Annotated in this window: 18 protein-coding genes and 5 tRNA genes; 16 read left to right on the forward strand and 7 right to left on the reverse strand. The window is 70.6% G+C overall.

Annotation, left to right across the window (positions count from 1 at the left end):
- Window positions 1–56: 56 nt before the first annotated feature.
- Complete coding sequence (locus AB0950_RS20125; protein ID WP_360572727.1) at window positions 57–341, reverse strand: hypothetical protein; 285 nt, start codon at window positions 339–341, stop codon at window positions 57–59.
- A gap of 40 nt (window positions 342–381) precedes the next feature.
- Here AB0950_RS20125 and AB0950_RS20130 point away from each other — a divergent pair, with 40 nt between their 5' ends.
- From AB0950_RS20130 to AB0950_RS20155, 6 genes are all read left to right on the forward strand, one after another.
- A complete protein-coding gene (locus AB0950_RS20130; RefSeq protein ID WP_360152441.1) occupies window positions 382–1,116 on the forward strand; it encodes an HAD family hydrolase in 735 nt (244 codons plus the stop codon).
- A 90-nt stretch (window positions 1,117–1,206) separates the two neighbouring features.
- A tRNA-Gln gene (locus AB0950_RS20135) sits at window positions 1,207–1,278 on the forward strand.
- A 21-nt stretch (window positions 1,279–1,299) separates the two neighbouring features.
- Window positions 1,300–1,372 (forward strand) — tRNA-Glu (locus AB0950_RS20140).
- Window positions 1,373–1,401: 29 nt separating this feature from the next.
- A tRNA-Glu gene (locus AB0950_RS20145) sits at window positions 1,402–1,474 on the forward strand.
- Between the two features lie 21 nt (window positions 1,475–1,495).
- Window positions 1,496–1,567, forward strand: a tRNA-Gln gene (locus AB0950_RS20150).
- A gap of 28 nt (window positions 1,568–1,595) precedes the next feature.
- Window positions 1,596–1,668 (forward strand) — tRNA-Glu (locus tag AB0950_RS20155).
- Window positions 1,669–1,741: 73 nt separating this feature from the next.
- On the opposite strand, the gene AB0950_RS20160 is transcribed toward AB0950_RS20155, so the two are convergent.
- The gene (locus AB0950_RS20160) at window positions 1,742–2,386 is read right to left on the reverse strand and encodes a MerR family transcriptional regulator (protein ID WP_366779109.1); all 645 of its coding nucleotides are present in this window, start codon (window positions 2,384–2,386) and stop codon (window positions 1,742–1,744) included.
- Between the two features lie 83 nt (window positions 2,387–2,469).
- On the opposite strand from AB0950_RS20160, the gene AB0950_RS20165 reads away from it, so the two are divergent.
- Window positions 2,470–2,979 carry a DUF4188 domain-containing protein gene (locus AB0950_RS20165; RefSeq protein WP_366779110.1) on the forward strand — a complete coding sequence of 170 codons (510 nt, stop codon included), beginning with the start codon at window positions 2,470–2,472 and terminating at the stop codon, window positions 2,977–2,979.
- A gap of 75 nt (window positions 2,980–3,054) precedes the next feature.
- On the opposite strand, the gene ndgR is transcribed toward AB0950_RS20165, so the two are convergent.
- Complete coding sequence (gene ndgR / locus AB0950_RS20170; protein ID WP_023546516.1) at window positions 3,055–3,771, reverse strand: IclR family transcriptional regulator NdgR; 717 nt, start codon at window positions 3,769–3,771, stop codon at window positions 3,055–3,057.
- A gap of 207 nt (window positions 3,772–3,978) precedes the next feature.
- On the opposite strand from ndgR, the gene leuC reads away from it, so the two are divergent.
- The 4 genes from leuC to AB0950_RS20190 all read left to right on the forward strand — a co-directional run bounded on the left by leuC (window position 3,979) and on the right by AB0950_RS20190 (window position 7,284).
- A complete protein-coding gene (gene leuC / locus AB0950_RS20175) occupies window positions 3,979–5,403 on the forward strand; it encodes a 3-isopropylmalate dehydratase large subunit (RefSeq protein WP_360152451.1) in 1,425 nt (474 codons plus the stop codon).
- Window positions 5,404–5,409: 6 nt separating this feature from the next.
- Window positions 5,410–6,003: a 3-isopropylmalate dehydratase small subunit gene (leuD, locus tag AB0950_RS20180; protein ID WP_360152454.1), complete on the forward strand. Its 594-nt coding sequence runs from the start codon at window positions 5,410–5,412 to the stop codon at window positions 6,001–6,003.
- Window positions 6,004–6,266: 263 nt separating this feature from the next.
- Window positions 6,267–6,497, forward strand: coding sequence for a hypothetical protein (locus tag AB0950_RS20185; protein WP_330337608.1), 231 nt, complete (start codon window positions 6,267–6,269; stop codon window positions 6,495–6,497).
- A gap of 136 nt (window positions 6,498–6,633) precedes the next feature.
- Entirely contained in the window at window positions 6,634–7,284 is a 651-nt protein-coding gene (locus tag AB0950_RS20190) for an HU family DNA-binding protein (protein ID WP_360152458.1), read from the forward strand.
- 71 nt (window positions 7,285–7,355) lie between these two features.
- Here AB0950_RS20190 and AB0950_RS20195 read toward each other — a convergent pair whose 3' ends face one another.
- Both AB0950_RS20195 and cofC read right to left on the reverse strand, forming a co-directional pair.
- Window positions 7,356–7,559, reverse strand: a complete 204-nt coding sequence (locus AB0950_RS20195; RefSeq protein ID WP_360152461.1) for a hypothetical protein — start codon at window positions 7,557–7,559, stop codon at window positions 7,356–7,358.
- Between the two features lie 72 nt (window positions 7,560–7,631).
- Window positions 7,632–8,267: a 2-phospho-L-lactate guanylyltransferase gene (gene cofC, locus AB0950_RS20200; protein ID WP_366779111.1), complete on the reverse strand. Its 636-nt coding sequence runs from the start codon at window positions 8,265–8,267 to the stop codon at window positions 7,632–7,634.
- 153 nt (window positions 8,268–8,420) lie between these two features.
- Between cofC and AB0950_RS20205 the strand changes: the two genes are divergently transcribed.
- From AB0950_RS20205 to AB0950_RS20215, 3 genes are all read left to right on the forward strand, one after another.
- A complete protein-coding gene (locus AB0950_RS20205; protein WP_360152467.1) occupies window positions 8,421–9,209 on the forward strand; it encodes a lysophospholipid acyltransferase family protein in 789 nt (262 codons plus the stop codon).
- Complete coding sequence (locus AB0950_RS20210; protein WP_361987433.1) at window positions 9,206–10,216, forward strand: NAD(P)H-dependent glycerol-3-phosphate dehydrogenase; 1,011 nt, start codon at window positions 9,206–9,208, stop codon at window positions 10,214–10,216. The genes AB0950_RS20205 and AB0950_RS20210 overlap by 4 nt, the downstream gene beginning before the upstream one ends.
- Window positions 10,217–10,319: 103 nt before the next feature.
- A complete protein-coding gene (locus AB0950_RS20215) occupies window positions 10,320–11,477 on the forward strand; it encodes a D-alanine--D-alanine ligase family protein (protein ID WP_360152473.1) in 1,158 nt (385 codons plus the stop codon).
- A gap of 12 nt (window positions 11,478–11,489) precedes the next feature.
- Here the strand turns inward: AB0950_RS20215 and AB0950_RS20220 are convergent, their stop codons facing one another.
- Window positions 11,490–12,011, reverse strand: coding sequence for a DUF3515 domain-containing protein (locus AB0950_RS20220; protein ID WP_360152476.1), 522 nt, complete (start codon window positions 12,009–12,011; stop codon window positions 11,490–11,492).
- A gap of 20 nt (window positions 12,012–12,031) precedes the next feature.
- A complete protein-coding gene (locus AB0950_RS20225; RefSeq protein WP_003997603.1) occupies window positions 12,032–12,265 on the reverse strand; it encodes an Lrp/AsnC ligand binding domain-containing protein in 234 nt (77 codons plus the stop codon).
- A gap of 267 nt (window positions 12,266–12,532) precedes the next feature.
- Between AB0950_RS20225 and AB0950_RS20230 the strand changes: the two genes are divergently transcribed.
- Together AB0950_RS20230 and thiD are read left to right on the forward strand one after the other, a co-directional pair.
- Complete coding sequence (locus AB0950_RS20230) at window positions 12,533–13,498, forward strand: thiamine-phosphate kinase (protein ID WP_360152480.1); 966 nt, start codon at window positions 12,533–12,535, stop codon at window positions 13,496–13,498.
- Window positions 13,495–14,283: a bifunctional hydroxymethylpyrimidine kinase/phosphomethylpyrimidine kinase gene (thiD, locus tag AB0950_RS20235; RefSeq protein ID WP_366779112.1), complete on the forward strand. Its 789-nt coding sequence runs from the start codon at window positions 13,495–13,497 to the stop codon at window positions 14,281–14,283. Before AB0950_RS20230 ends, thiD begins: the two co-directional genes overlap by 4 nt.
- Window positions 14,284–14,363: the final 80 nt, after the last annotated feature.

Below are 14,363 nucleotides of genomic sequence, written 5' to 3' on the forward strand. Positions count from 1 at the left end.
CGCATACGCCAGGGGCGGCACCCGGTGTCTTCCGGGTGCCGCCCCTGTTGCGTTGGTCACTGAGCGTCGGCTTCGTCGATCAGAGAGGCACTCTCGTCGAAGATCTCCAGCACGACGATGACCATGATCGCGCCGGCCACCGTGTACTCCAGCCTGACGCCTGGGGCGATGTACGCCCTGCGCAAGTGCTCGTCCGGGCCGAGTGGCGCCGTCGAGTGCTTCCGAAATGGGTCGCGGGCCAGTACCCGCACGGCCTTGTCCAGCCCGGCCCGGCGCTCCGCGGGCAGGGTGTCGTACGCGGCGCGGGCCTCGACGGTGAACTGGACTCGGTGCTCGGTCATGGCCACAGTCTGGCGGCCGTTCGGCGGTACCGTCAGCGGTATGACGATCAGAGCCGTGGTCTGGGACGTGGACGACACGCTGTTCGACTACACGAGCGCCGACCGGGAGGGCATGCGGGCGCATCTGGCCGCGGAAGGGCTGCTCGCCGGGTACGCGACCGCGGAGCAGGCCCTCGCCCGGTGGCGGGAGATCACCGACGCACAGTGGGCCCGGTTCTCGGCGGGGGAGATCGGCTTCGAGGGGCAGCGGCGCGACCGGGTGCGGGTGTTCCTCGGCGAGGCCGCGCTGACCGACGCGGAGGCCGACGCCTGGTTCCATCGCTACCTCGGGCACTACGAGGCCGCCTGGAGCGTCTTCCCGGACGTCCTGCCCGCCCTGGAGGCCCTCTCCGCCAGCCACCGGCACGCGGTGCTGTCCAACTCCAGCATCGCCGTCCAGGAGCACAAGCTGCGCACCCTCGGCCTGCTCGACCGCTTCGAGGCCGTGCTGTGCGCCGCCGAGCTGGGCGTCTCCAAGCCTCAGGCCGGCGCCTTCCTGGCGGTCTGCGAGGCGCTTCAGCTGCCGCCGCACGAGGTGGCGTACGTCGGCGACCACCCGGAGATCGACGGGCGGGGCGCCGCCGAGGCCGGGCTGCTGTCCGTGTGGATCGATCGCGGAACCGCCACGGTCAGCGGCGCGGGAGAGGCCGTGGCGCACCGGATCTCGTCCCTCGCCGAACTCCCGGCGCTCGTCCGCGCGGATACCCGTTTTGGAGCCCCGTCCACCTTCGGGTAATGTTCTTCCTGCGCCGAGGGGAGCAGGCCGGAAGGCCGGAGCCCCGAGGAGCAAGCTAGAACGAGACCCCGCAGGGGGCTTGAGTTCCAGTGGCCTATGGTGTAATTGGCAGCACGACTGATTCTGGTTCAGTTAGTCTTGGTTCGAGTCCAGGTAGGCCAGCTCGCAGAGCTTATCTGCAAAGCCCCCGTTGTGTAGCGGCCTAGCACGCTGCCCTCTCAAGGCAGTAGCGCCGGTTCGAATCCGGTCGGGGGTACTGATTCCGATCTTGTCGGGATCGCTAGGGCCCCCGTTGTGTAGCGGCCTAGCACGCCGCCCTCTCAAGGCGGTAGCGCCGGTTCGAATCCGGTCGGGGGTACTGACTGGTCTAAACCATCATTGGTCTATGGTGTAATTGGCAGCACGACTGATTCTGGTTCAGTTAGTCTTGGTTCGAGTCCAGGTAGACCAGCTCGGACCTGCGGAAACGCAGCGTCCACGCCCCCGTTGTGTAGCGGCCTAGCACGCCGCCCTCTCAAGGCGGTAGCGCCGGTTCGAATCCGGTCGGGGGTACGTCACGCAAGGCCCTTCGCTACGGCGAAGGGCCTTCGCCGTATCCGGGTCCGCTCGGCGCCGTACCGGCGGTTCACTCGAAGCCGTACCGCCGTGCCGACTCCTCCTCCTGGGCCAGCCGGCGCAGCGCCTGCAGCATCGGCTCGGTCAGCACCGCACCGAGCACCGCCGTCTCCACCTTCTCCGCCTCCGACGGATACGTCTCCACGAAGTCCAGGTCGAGTTTGGCCACCTCGTGCATCAAGTGGGCGTAGGACGCGAGCAGTTCGTGCCCCCACTCGTACCCGAGCCGGCGGAACGCGGCCACCGCCACCACCAGGGAGCGGTACGCGGGCGAGACCGTCGTCAGCAGCTTCGCGTTCGTCCAGCCCAGCTCGTCCAGCAGCCGGTCCACCTCCTGGTGGGCCGCCCGCGCGAACGCGTCCTCCTCGTCCGGTTCCGGCACCTGCGGCAGCGCCCACAGGGCCGCGCCCAGCCGGATCGTGCGGCCCAGGGAGTCGTCGTCGACATGGCGCAGCACCTCCCGGACCCTGGCCACGGGGAGCCCGCCGACCTGGATCATCGCCCGCACCAGCCGCAGCCGGCGCAGATGCTCCTCGCCGTACTCGGCCGTCGTCGTGTTGATCTGGCGGCCCGGCGGCAACAGCCCTTCGCGCAGGTAGTACTTGATCGTCGCGGTGGACACACCGCTGCGCCCGCTCAACTCCGCCAGCCGCATCTCTTGCGCTCCTTCTCGGATAACGGCACTATCCAAGCATCGCCCATTGGATAGCTCCGCTCACCAACCGGGGGGACGCGCTCATGGTGACCCGTACGACCGCCGACGCGCAGGGCGAGGTCGTCGTCCTGCTGATCGGCATGCGCATCAACCGCTTCTGGGCGGCGCACCTGTGGCTGCCGGTGATGCTCGGGATGCTCCGCATGCTGCGTGACCTGCGGAAGGAACCGGAGCGCGGGCTGCTGAGCCACGTGCTGCTGACGGCGTCGCCGCGGACGTACTACGTCGTGCAGTACTGGGAGTCCAAGGACAAGCTGTACGGCTACGCGACCGCGCCGGACGCCTTCCACCACACGGCCTGGGCGCGCCTCAACCGCCTGGAGCGGACCGGCAAGCTGCGCGGGCAGGTCGGGATCTGGCACGAGACCTACGTCGTGCCGGAGGGGTCCTACGAGGCGATCTACGGCGACATGCCGGCGTTCGGGCTGGCCGCCGCGCACGGACAGATCCCGCTGGAGCGGAGGGGCCGGTACGCGAAGGACCGGTTCGCTCATCGGTCGCAGCAGGCGCCGGTGGGGGAGAAGGCCGCCTGACGGGGGGCCGGGGGAGCGAGGAGGGCCTGCCGCGGCGTTGAGGCAGGCCCTCCTCGGCGTTCCCGGCGGGCCGGGTCAGCCCGAGCGGCGCAGGGCCTCCGAGAGGCGGGCCGCGGCGTCGATGACCGCCTGGGCGTGCATACGGCCGGGGTGGCGGGTCAGGCGCTCGATCGGGCCGGAGACCGACACGGCGGCCACCACGCGGTTGGAGGGGCCGCGCACCGGCGCGGAGACGGAGGCGACGCCCGGCTCCCGCTCGCCGATGGACTGGGCCCAGCCGCGCCGCCGTACGCCCGACAGGGCCGTCGCCGTGAAGCGGGCGCCCTGCAGACCGCGGTGCAGGCGCTCGGGCTCCTCCCAGGCGAGCAGGATCTGCGCCGAGGAGCCGGCCTTCATCGTGAGCGTGGACCCGACCGGGACGGTGTCCCGAAGGCCGGACAGGCGTTCCGCCGCGGCCACACAGATCCGCATGTCACCCTGGCGACGGTAGAGCTGTGCGCTCTCGCCGGTGACATCGCGGAGGTGGGTGAGCACGGGGCCCGCCGTCGCGAGCAGGCGGTCCTCGCCGGCCGCCGCCGCCAGTTCCGCAAGGCGCGGGCCGAGGATGAAACGGCCCTGCATGTCGCGTGCCACCATGCGGTGGTGTTCCAGGGCCACGGCCAGGCGGTGAGCCGTGGGTCGTGCCAGTCCGGTGGCGCCGACCAGACCCGCGAGGGTGGCCGGACCGGACTCCAGAGCGCTCAGGACGAGGGCCGCCTTGTCCAGAACGCCGACGCCGCTACTGTTGTCCATGCAACGATACTCGCGTCTCACTCTGTGAAACGCAAGTTCAATTTTCCGTGGAACGCGCCACTCTTGAATCACACAGCGGCCCGCGGACCAACGGGCCCGGCGGTGGACGCCCGGAATCACGACTTTCAGGGGCCCCTCAAGGGCAGTCGCCGCATCCCCAGGATCTCTAGTTGGGCCGGTGGACGTATGCCGGCCGGAGGGAAAGCGATGGGTAGGACACTCGCGGAGAAGGTCTGGGACGACCACGTCGTCCGGCGCGCCGAGGGCGAGCCCGACCTCCTCTACATCGATCTGCACCTGCTGCACGAGGTGACCAGCCCGCAGGCCTTCGACGGGCTGCGCAAGAACGGCCGCACGGTCCGCCGCCTCGACCTCACCATCGCCACCGAGGACCACAACACCCCGACCCTCGACATCGACAAGCCCATCGCCGACCCGGTCTCCCGGGCCCAGCTGGAGACCCTGCGCAAGAACTGCGCCGAGTTCGGCGTGCGCCTGCACCCGCTGGGCGACGTCGAGCAGGGCGTCGTGCACGTGGTCGGCCCGCAGCTGGGCCTGACCCAGCCCGGCACGACGGTCGTCTGCGGCGACTCGCACACCTCCACGCACGGCGCGTTCGGCGCGCTGGCGTTCGGCATCGGCACCTCCCAGGTCGAGCACGTGCTGGCCACCCAGACGCTGCCGATGGCCCGCCCCAAGACCATGGCCATCACGGTCGAGGGCGAGCTGCCCGACGGCGTCACCGCCAAGGACCTGATCCTGGCCATCATCGCCAGGATCGGCACCGGCGGCGGCCAGGGCTATGTGCTGGAGTACCGCGGCTCCGCCATCGAGAAGCTCTCGATGGAGGCCCGGATGACCATCTGCAACATGTCGATCGAGGCCGGCGCCCGCGCGGGCATGATCGCCCCCGACGAGACCACCTTCGAGTACCTCAAGGGCCGCCCGCACGCCCCCGAGGGCGCCGACTGGGACGCGGCCGTCGCGTACTGGAAGACGCTGAGGACGGACGACGACGCCGAGTTCGACGCCGAGGTCGTGATCAACGCCGACGAGCTGTCGCCGTTCGTCACCTGGGGCACCAACCCCGGCCAGGGCGCGCCGCTTTCGGCGTCCGTCCCCGACCCCGCTTCGTACGAAGACGCTTCGGAGCGCTTCGCCGCCGAAAAGGCCCTGGAGTACATGGGGTTGGAGGCCGGGCAGCCGCTGCGCTCCATCAAGGTGGACACCGTCTTCGTAGGCTCCTGCACCAACGGCCGCATCGAGGACCTGCGGGCCGCCGCGGAGCTGCTGCGGGGCCGCAAAGTCGCCGACGGCGTACGGATGCTGGTCGTCCCGGGCTCCGCGCGGGTGGGTCTGCAGGCCGTCTCCGAGGGCCTGGACGTGGTCTTCAAGGAGGCCGGCGCCGAATGGCGGCACGCGGGCTGCTCGATGTGCCTGGGCATGAACCCCGACCAGCTGGCCCCGGGTGAGCGCTCCGCGTCCACCTCCAACCGCAACTTCGAGGGCCGGCAGGGCAAGGGCGGCCGTACCCACCTGGTGTCGCCGCAGGTCGCGGCGGCCACCGCCGTCCTGGGCCACCTGGCCTCCCCGGCCGACCTGTCCGACACCTCTGTGCCCGCTGGAGTCTGATCAGTCATGGAAGCATTCACCACGCACACCGGCCGGGCCGTCCCGCTGCGCCGCTCCAACGTCGACACCGACCAGATCATCCCTGCTCACTGGCTCAAGAAGGTCACGCGCGACGGGTTCGAGGACGGGCTGTTCGAGGCCTGGCGCAAGGACCCCGAGTTCATCCTCAACCGCCCCGAGCGGCAGGGCGCGACCGTCCTGGTCGCGGGCCCCGACTTCGGCACCGGCTCCTCCCGCGAGCACGCCGTCTGGGCGCTGCAGAACTACGGCTTCAAAGCCGTGATCTCCTCCCGCTTCGCCGACATCTTCCGGGGCAACTCGCTGAAGAACGGCCTGCTCACGGTCGTGCTGGACCAGAAGATCGTGGAAGCCCTGTGGGAACTCACGGAACAGGACCCCACTGCTGAGGTCACTGTGGACCTTGAGGCTCGTGAGGTGCGCGCCGAGGGCATCACCGCCGCCTTCGAGCTGGACGAGAACTCCCGCTGGCGGCTGCTGAACGGCCTGGACGACATCTCGATCACGCTGCGGAACGAGCCCGACATCGCCGCCTACGAGGCCAAGCGGCCGTCGTACAAGCCGAGGACGCTCCAGGTCTGATCCACCCCGCCGACGGGTCGCGTTTCGGCCACCTCAACACCCCCTCCGTACCCCCGATCGCCACGATCGGGGGTACGGCCGTGTCTGCACCCGAACGGCCCCCTGATCTTCTCGCCCGGCCCTCAACTTGCCACGTTACGACGGTGGTTGCCTGGGTACGTGAGTGCTGGGACCGCGTCCTTCGCAAGTGCCTGGAAGGCCATGAGAGGCGGGAGTTGCCCCCTGCGCAGGCGACAACTCGCCCCAGATGGCACAATCTGTGCATGGGACACGACGGCCAACTCCAGCTCTATACGGCGGTCGCGAACCAACTCAAGGAAGCGCACGCAAGGGTGCGCGCACTGCAAGTCCCGGAGGGCGTACGGATGGCGCTGACCCGGAAGCTGCTGGTCATTACGGCCGCGGCCAAGCACGATCTCGCCGCTGCGGCAAGGCGGCTCGAGCGGTTCAACGCGGACCTCGACGAGGGTCGGATCCCCGACGAGGACCGCTGAACCGCCCGAGATCGCCGAGTCCGCTGCGGCACAAGGGTGATAAGCCCGTTTCGTGTTTGATTTGCGGTATATATCTGCCTAACGTGCGAAAAAGCTTGAACACTTTCGTTCTGGCGATGTCTCCGAAGGGGAAGACGTGAACAAGGCGCAGCTCGTAGAAGCGATTGCCGACAAGCTGGGTGGCCGCCAGCAGGCCGCCGACGCTGTCGATCATGTCCTGGACGCCATCGTCCGCGCGGTCGTCGCGGGCGAGCGGGTCTCGGTCACCGGCTTCGGGTCCTTCGAGAAGGTGGACCGCCCCGCCCGCTACGCCCGCAACCCTCAGACGGGCGAGCGGGTTCGGGTCAAGAAGACCTCCGTGCCGCGGTTCCGCGCCGGCCAGGGGTTCAAGGACCTGGTGAGCGGCTCGAAGAAGCTGCCGCGCGGTGGCGAGGTCGCCGTCAAGAAGGCGCCCAAGGGCAGCCTGTCCGGCCCGCCGCCCACCATCGCCAAGGCCGCGGGCAAGAAGGCCGCCGCCAAGAAGACGGGCGCGGCGAAGACCACCGCGAAGAAGACGACCGCCAAGAAGACGACGGCCGCCGCGAAGAAGACGACGGCGAAGAAGGCGCCCGCCAAGAAGACCACGGCGACCGCCAAGACCACCGCCGCGAAGAAGACCACCGCCAAGAAGGCGACGGCCAAGAAGGCCCCGGCGAAGAAGGTCACCGCGAAGAAGGCCCCGGCCAAGAAGTCGACGGCCCGCAAGACCACCGCCAAGAAGGCCACTGCACGCAAGGCGACGTCGTAAGGACGCCGAGGCACTCACGCGCCGGGCCGGACTCCTTTGGGGAGTCCGGCCCGCGGCGTGTGTAAGGGCGGTTACAGCGTTTGAAGGGTTACGAGAGTGATCCGCAGGGCGTCTCCCTGCCCCTCGGTCTCGATCCGCACGCGCTGCCCGGGACGCAGCAGTCGCAGGCCGCCCTTGTCGAACGCCGCGGCGTCGAAGGGCACGGGGGTGCCGTCGTCGAGCAGCACCTGCCCGCTGCGGGTTTCGGGGTCGTACGTGTATGCGGTGGCTTGCATGGCAGCAGCGTAGTGGTCGCGGCTGATCGCGCCCACGCGGCGGAGCCGTATATCGGCACGGCCCCGCGCCCCTTACGGGGCGCTCAGCAACCCCGCCGACACCGCCGCCGTGTACGGTCCGACGCCCAGCGCCAGCGCCGCCCGCAGATCGTCGCCGGTGTCCACGTCCTGCCGTACCGAATCGACGCCGGACAACAACAGTTCCGTCGCCCCGGAGGCCCGGTGCCGGGAGCGGGAATCCGCCCCGAAATCCGGCTGCAATTCCCCCTCCGGCCCCGCGGCCAGCAAGGTCGTGCCAACCCCCGCCGCATCCGCGAGAAACGCCCGCGTGAAATGCGCCGCCGCGCTCAGCACGACGGCCAGTTCCGCCGGACGCAGTGCGGGCAGATCCGCGTTCAGGGCCGCGACGGGCGCGCGCGGACGCGATTCCCGTACGACCGCCGCCCCGTGCGCCAGGGCGGCGTTCAGACCGTTCGCCGGCGCGTCCGGGACGATCCGCGCGCCCAGCGCCGCCAGCTCGCGCGCTGCCAGCTCGTCGTCCGTGACGACTGCCACATCCGCCACCGCTCCGCACGCCAGCGCCGCGCTCACCGTGTCCTGCGCGAACGCCAGGGCCAGCCCCGGCCGCACGCCGTCCGCCGCGGTGTCCGAGAGCCTGCTCTTGGCCCGGGACAGGGGTTTCAGGGGGATGACCAAGGTCCACTGCACCGGCGTACCGTCCCTTACTCGTCACGATCATTGTCCCCGGGCCCTGAGGCCGTTCGACCCTCGGGGCGTACGGTGTCCTCGACAGACCGGCGGCTCGGAGCGACACTTGTGCGGCCCCCCGCCGGGGTGACAGCCCTAGAGGAAGGTGTCCTTGTGCCCCGCCGCAGAATCGGCTTCTGGTACCGCTTCGCCGCGGTGATCTGCAAACCGCCGCTGGTGGTTCTGATCAAGCGGGACTGGCGTGGAATGGAGCACATTCCGGCCGAGGGCGGATTTATCACCGTGGTGAACCACAATTCCCACGTGGACCCCTTCGCGTACGCGCACTATCAGTACAACACCGGACGGGTTCCGCGATTCCTGGCGAAGAGCGGGCTTTTCAAGAAGGGATTCGTCGGCGCCGCCATGCGCGGCACCGGACAGATCCCCGTCTACCGGGAGTCCACCGACGCGCTGAGCGCCTTCCGCGCCGCGATCGACGCCGTGGAGCGCGGCGAGTGCGTCGCCTTCTACCCCGAGGGCACCCTGACCCGCGACCCGGACGGCTGGCCCATGACCGGCAAGACCGGCGCCGCCCGGGTGGCCCTGCAGACCAAGTGCCCGGTCATCCCGGTCGCCCAGTGGGGCGCCAACGAACTGCTGCCGCCGTACGCGAAGAAGCCCAGCCTCTTCCCGCGCAAGACGCACCACGTGCTCGCCGGCCCGCCCGTGGACCTCTCCCGCTTCTACGACAAGGAGATGACCCCGGAGCTGCTCAAGGAGGCCACCGAGGTCATCATGGCGGCCATCACCCGCCAGCTGGAGGAGATCCGCGGCGAGAAGGCGCCCGAGACCCGCTACGACCCGCGCCGCGAGCGGATCGAGCAGCGGCGCCGCACCCAGGCGCAGACGGCGCAGACGGCGCAGATCAGGGGCAAGGAACCGGAGGGGCAGGGCAAGTGAGCAAGGCGGTCAAGGCGGCGGTCATGGGCACCGGCTCATGGGGCACCGCCTTCGGTATGGTCCTCGCCGACGCGGGCTGCGAGGTGACCCTGTGGGCCCGCCGCCCCGAGCTGGCCGAGGCCGTCAACTCGACCCGGACCAACCCCGACTACCTGCCCGGCGTCGAACTCCCGGAGAACCTCCGGGCCACCTCCGAGGCCGCCGAGGCCCTGCGGGACGCGGACTTCACCGTCCTCGCCGTCCCCTCCCAGACCCTGCGCGCCAACCTCGCCGAGTGGGCCCCGCTGCTCGCCCCGCACACCGTGCTCGTCTCCCTGATGAAGGGCGTCGAACTCGGCTCCGCCATGCGGATGAGCGAGGTCGTCGAGGACGTCGCCAAGGTCGGCGCCGAGCGCATCGCGGTCGTCACCGGGCCCAACCTGGCCCGGGAGATCGCCGCCCGCATGCCGGCCGCCGCCGTCGTCGCCTGCACCGACGAGGCCGTCGCCCGGCGCCTGCAGGCCGCCTGCCACACGCCGTACTTCCGGCCGTACACCAACACCGACGTCATCGGCTGCGAACTGGGCGGCGCGGTCAAGAACGTCATCGGGCTCGCGGTCGGCATCGCCGACGGCATGGGCCTCGGCGACAACGCCAAGGGCTCGCTCATCACCCGCGGCCTGGCGGAGACCACCCGGCTCGGCATGGCCCTCGGCGCCGACCCGCTGACCTTCTCCGGACTCGCCGGACTCGGCGACCTGGTGGCGACCTGCTCCTCGCCGCTGTCCCGGAACCACACCTTCGGCACCAACCTCGGCAAGGGCATGACCCTCGAGGAGACCATCGCGGTCACCAAGCAGACCGCCGAGGGCGTCAAGTCCTGCGAGTCCGTGCTGGATCTGGCCCGCCGGCACGGTGTCGACATGCCCCTCACCGAGACGGTCGTCGCCATCGTCCACGAGGGCAAGTCGCCGGTGGTCGCCGTCAAGGAGCTGATGTCGCGCACCGCCAAGCCCGAGCGGCACTGAAACGGCCTGTCTACGACGCTGAGCGACCGCCCGGGGGACACGCAGTCACGGCGGCCGAGCGGGCGCTGACTCGGGGGATACCAACGGGTACTCTCAACGCGATATGAGCACCGAGAACCTTCCCCACAGCCCCGAGCAGCCGTCGCGCAAGCCGCGCGTGGCCGTCGTGTTCGGCGGGCGCAGCTCCGAACACGGGATCTCCATGGTCACCGCCGGCGCGGTCCTCAAGGCCATCGACCGGTCGAAGTACGACGTCCTGCCGATCGGCATCACGCGGGAGGGCCGTTGGGTGCTCACCGCCGACGAGCCGGAGCGGATGGCCATCACCGACCGCCGCCTGCCCGCCGTCGAGGAACTGGCGGAGTCCGCCGACGGTGGCGTGGTGCTCCCGGTCGACCCGGCCAGCCGCGAGGTCGTCTACAGCGAGCCCGGCGCGGTGCCCAAGGCGCTCGGCGAGGTCGACGTCGTCTTCCCGGTGCTGCACGGCCCGTACGGCGAGGACGGCACCCTCCAGGGCCTGCTGGAGCTGTCCGGGGTGCCGTACGTGGGCGCCGGTGTGCTCGCCTCGGCCGTCGGCCAGGACAAGGAGTACATGAAGCGGATCTTCACCTCCTACGGGCTCAAGGTCGGCCCCTACGTGGTGATCCGGCCGCGCGAGTGGGAGCGGGACGAGTCCGCCGCCCGCAAGAAGATCATCGACTTCGCCGGCGAGCACGGCTGGCCGCTGTTCGTGAAGCCCGCGCGCGCGGGCTCGTCCATCGGCATCACCAAGGTCGACGACCTCTCCGGCCTGGACGAGGCGATCGCCGCCGCGCAGGCCCACGACCCGAAGATCCTCGTCGAGGCCGCCGTGCGGGGCCGCGAGATCGAGTGCGGTGTCCTGGAGTTCGAGGACGGGCCGCGCGCCTCCGTGCCGGCCGAGATCCCGGCGCCCGACACGCACGCGTACTACGACTTCGAGGCCAAGTACATCGACTCCACGCCCGGCATCGTCCCCGCGCCGCTCACCGAGGAGCAGACCGACGAGGTGCGGGAGCTCGCCGTGCAGGCCTTCGAGGCCGTGTCCTGCGAGGGCCTGGTCCGCGCGGACTTCTTCCTCACCGAGGACGGCGAGTTCGTGATCAACGAGGTCAACACCCTGCCCGGCTTCACGCCGATCTCGATGTACCCGCAGATGTGGCAGGCCAGCGGCGTCAGCTACCCGGAGCTGATCGACCGCCTGGTGCAGGCCGCGTTGCGGCGCCCGACCGGGCTGCGCTGAGCAGCCGGTCGGTCATCCCCGCATGGAGGCGATCCCCTTGGGGATCGCCTTCTTCACGGCCGGGGCGAGATCGGTGAGGATCGCGGAGCCCTCGTCCTGCGCGGACATCCCCGCGGGCAGGCTGATCTGCACGTACGCCACACGGCCCGCGGTGGTGAAGCGCCAGGTGCCGTCACCCTGCTTCTCCATCAGCCAGTCGACGCCGTTCACGCCGCCCGCGATCGCGTCGGGGTCACCGCCCTCGGCCACCTTCGGGTCGATCATCTTCGGCGGCCGTACGACACCGCAGCGCAGTATGATCGCCGGGTTTCCCCAGCCCGCCGTGTAGGCGGACCGGGGTGTGGGGTCGTCGCGGCGTCGCCCGTCGAGCTTCTGCGGCAGCACCCGGTGCAGATCCCGGCACACCGCCGCCGTCCTCGCGTCGGGGCTGGGAACCGCCACGGTGGCGCTGTCGTCTGCTGAGGAGCAGCCCGCGACCGCGATCAGCAGCGCGGGCGCGAGCAGGGCGAGCGGCCGGTGACGGAAGATGTTCACCGGCCAAGGGTAGACGGGGGCTACAGATGCACGACCGGACAGGTCAGGGTGCGGGTGATGCCGTCCACTTGCTGGACCTTGGCGACCACCATGCGGCCGAGGTCGTCGACGGTGTCGGCCTGGGCGCGCACGATGACGTCGTACGGTCCCGTCACGTCCTCGGCCTGGATGACTCCAGGGATCTTGCTGATCGTCTCGGCGACGGTCGACGCCTTGCCGACCTCCGTCTGGATCAGGATGTACGCCTGTACCACGGAACCTCCAGGGCGGCCACGAGGATCATGTGGGGAAAAGGAACGCCACGGTATCGCGTCGCCGCTCTCCGCGGGGAGACCTGCGGGAACCGGGCTTGCGCGCCAGGGTGCAGGCACGACCGAAGTTGACGGTCTCGCGATCGTCTCCACGGCCGGGCGGACCGTGTCGGCGGTCAACGGGACCGCATCGACAGTCACCTCGACCGTATCGGGGACACTGATGACGCGCGAGTGGACACGGCATGGCAGAGAAGGGGAGCAAGGGCGATGAAGGGCACTGTTGGTGAGCTCGGGGAGTTCGGGCTCATCAGGGAGCTCACCTCCCGTCTCACCACCACCCCGGCGGTCCGGATCGGGCCCGGCGACGACGCCGCGGTGGTCGCCGCTCCCGACCGGCGGGTGGTGGCGAGCACCGACATCCTGCTGGAGGGGCGGCACTTCCGCCGCGACTGGTCCACGGCGTACGACGTCGGGCGTAAGGCGGCGGCGCAGAACCTCGCGGACATCGCCGCCATGGGCGCGGTGCCGACCGCCCTGCTGCTCGGCCTCGTGGTCCCCGCCGAACTGCCGGTGACCTGGCCGAGCGAGATGATGGACGGCCTGCGCGACGAGTGCCAGGTCGCGGGCGCCTCCGTGGTCGGCGGCGACGTCGTGCGCGGCGACACGATCATGGTGTCGATCACCGCGCTCGGCGATCTGCGCAACCAGGAGCCCGTCACGCGCGCGGGAGCCCAGCCCGGCGACCTGGTGGCCGTCACGGGCTGGCTGGGCTGGTCCGCGGCCGGTTACGCGGTCCTCTCCCGCGGTTTCCGCTCCCCGCGCGCCTTCGTCGAGGCCCACCGGCGCCCCGAGCCGCCGTACCACGCGGGGCCGGCGGCCGCCGGGCTCGGCGCGACCGCGATGTGCGACGTGAGCGACGGGCTGATCGCCGACCTCGGGCACATCGCCGAGGCCAGCAAGGTCCGCATCGACATCCGCTCCGGCGCGATCGACATCCCCTCGCAGATGAACGACATCGGGCAGGCCGTCGGCGTGGATCCGCTGCAGTGGGTGCTGACCGGGGGAGAGGACCACGCGATCGTCGCGACCTTCCCGCCGGACACCAAGCTCCCGGCCCGCTGGAAGGTCATCGGGGAGGTCCTCAACCCCTCCGCGCTGCCCCAGGTCACCGTCGACGGGGCGCCCTGGACCAGCAAGGGCGGCTGGGACCACTTCGGGGACATCGAGTCATGAGCCTGCCGAGGGTCCTGACGGTGGCCGGCTCCGACTCCGGCGGCGGCGCCGGCGTCCAGGCCGACCTGAAGACGATGCTCGCGCTCGGCGTGCACGGCATGAGCGTGATCACCGCCGTGACCGCGCAGAACTCGCTGGGCGTCCAGGGCGCCTGGGAGCTGCCCGTTCAGGCGGTGCGGGCCCAGTACCGCAGCGTGGTGGACGACATCGGCGTCCAGGCCGTGAAGACCGGGATGCTGGCCTCGGCGGAACTGGTCGAGGCGGTCGCCGAGTTGATCTCCGGCACGGACGCGCCGGCCGTGGTGGACCCGGTGGGCGTCTCCAAGCACGGGGATCCGCTGCTGGCCGCCTCCGCGCTGGACTCCGTGCGCACCAAGCTGCTCCCTGCGGCGACCGTGGCGACGCCGAACCTGGACGAAGTGGCCCAACTCACGAACATCCGCGTGGAGTCGGAGGACGATCTGCGCCGGGCCGCGGCGGCCGTGCTCGAGTACGGGCCGCGATGGGTGCTGATCAAGGGCGGCCATCTGTCCGGCGATGCCGTGGACCTGCTCACGGACGGCTCGGCGGAGCACTGGCTGCGCGCCCCGCGCCACGACAACCGGCACACGCACGGCACGGGCTGCACACTGGCCTCCGCGATCGCCTCGGGGCTGGCCAAGGGGCTGAGCGTGCCGGAGGCGGCCCGGAAGGCCAAGGAGTACGTCACGGGGGCCATCGCGGCCGGCTTCTCCCTGGGGGCGGGGATCGGGCCGGTGGACCACGGGTGGCGGCTGCGGGAGTGACCGCGGCGGGTGCGTCAGGTACCGCGGATTCGGATACGGCAAAAAGCCGGTCCACCCTGAGGTGGACCGGCTCAGTGCAG

Source organism: Streptomyces sp. NPDC007189 (assembly GCF_040703635.1).
GTDB lineage: Bacteria > Actinomycetota > Actinomycetes > Streptomycetales > Streptomycetaceae > Streptomyces.

Bases quoted from the DNA above. Each gene is read 5' to 3' on its own strand.
- AB0950_RS20125 (WP_360572727.1), bottom strand. From the start codon at position 341: ATGACCGAGCACCGAGTCCAGTTCACCGTCGAGGCCCGCGCCGCGTAC.
- AB0950_RS20130 (WP_360152441.1), top strand. From the start codon at position 382: ATGACGATCAGAGCCGTGGTCTGGGACGTGGACGACACGCTGTTCGAC.
- AB0950_RS20160 (WP_366779109.1), bottom strand. From the start codon at position 2,386: ATGCGGCTGGCGGAGTTGAGCGGGCGCAGCGGTGTGTCCACCGCGACG.
- AB0950_RS20165 (WP_366779110.1), top strand. From the start codon at position 2,470: ATGGTGACCCGTACGACCGCCGACGCGCAGGGCGAGGTCGTCGTCCTG.
- ndgR (WP_023546516.1), bottom strand. From the start codon at position 3,771: ATGGACAACAGTAGCGGCGTCGGCGTTCTGGACAAGGCGGCCCTCGTC.
- leuC (WP_360152451.1), top strand. From the start codon at position 3,979: ATGGGTAGGACACTCGCGGAGAAGGTCTGGGACGACCACGTCGTCCGG.
- leuD (WP_360152454.1), top strand. From the start codon at position 5,410: ATGGAAGCATTCACCACGCACACCGGCCGGGCCGTCCCGCTGCGCCGC.
- AB0950_RS20185 (WP_330337608.1), top strand. From the start codon at position 6,267: ATGGGACACGACGGCCAACTCCAGCTCTATACGGCGGTCGCGAACCAA.
- AB0950_RS20195 (WP_360152461.1), bottom strand. From the start codon at position 7,559: ATGCAAGCCACCGCATACACGTACGACCCCGAAACCCGCAGCGGGCAG.
- AB0950_RS20215 (WP_360152473.1), top strand. From the start codon at position 10,320: ATGAGCACCGAGAACCTTCCCCACAGCCCCGAGCAGCCGTCGCGCAAG.
- AB0950_RS20230 (WP_360152480.1), top strand. From the start codon at position 12,533: ATGAAGGGCACTGTTGGTGAGCTCGGGGAGTTCGGGCTCATCAGGGAG.
- thiD (WP_366779112.1), top strand. From the start codon at position 13,495: ATGAGCCTGCCGAGGGTCCTGACGGTGGCCGGCTCCGACTCCGGCGGC.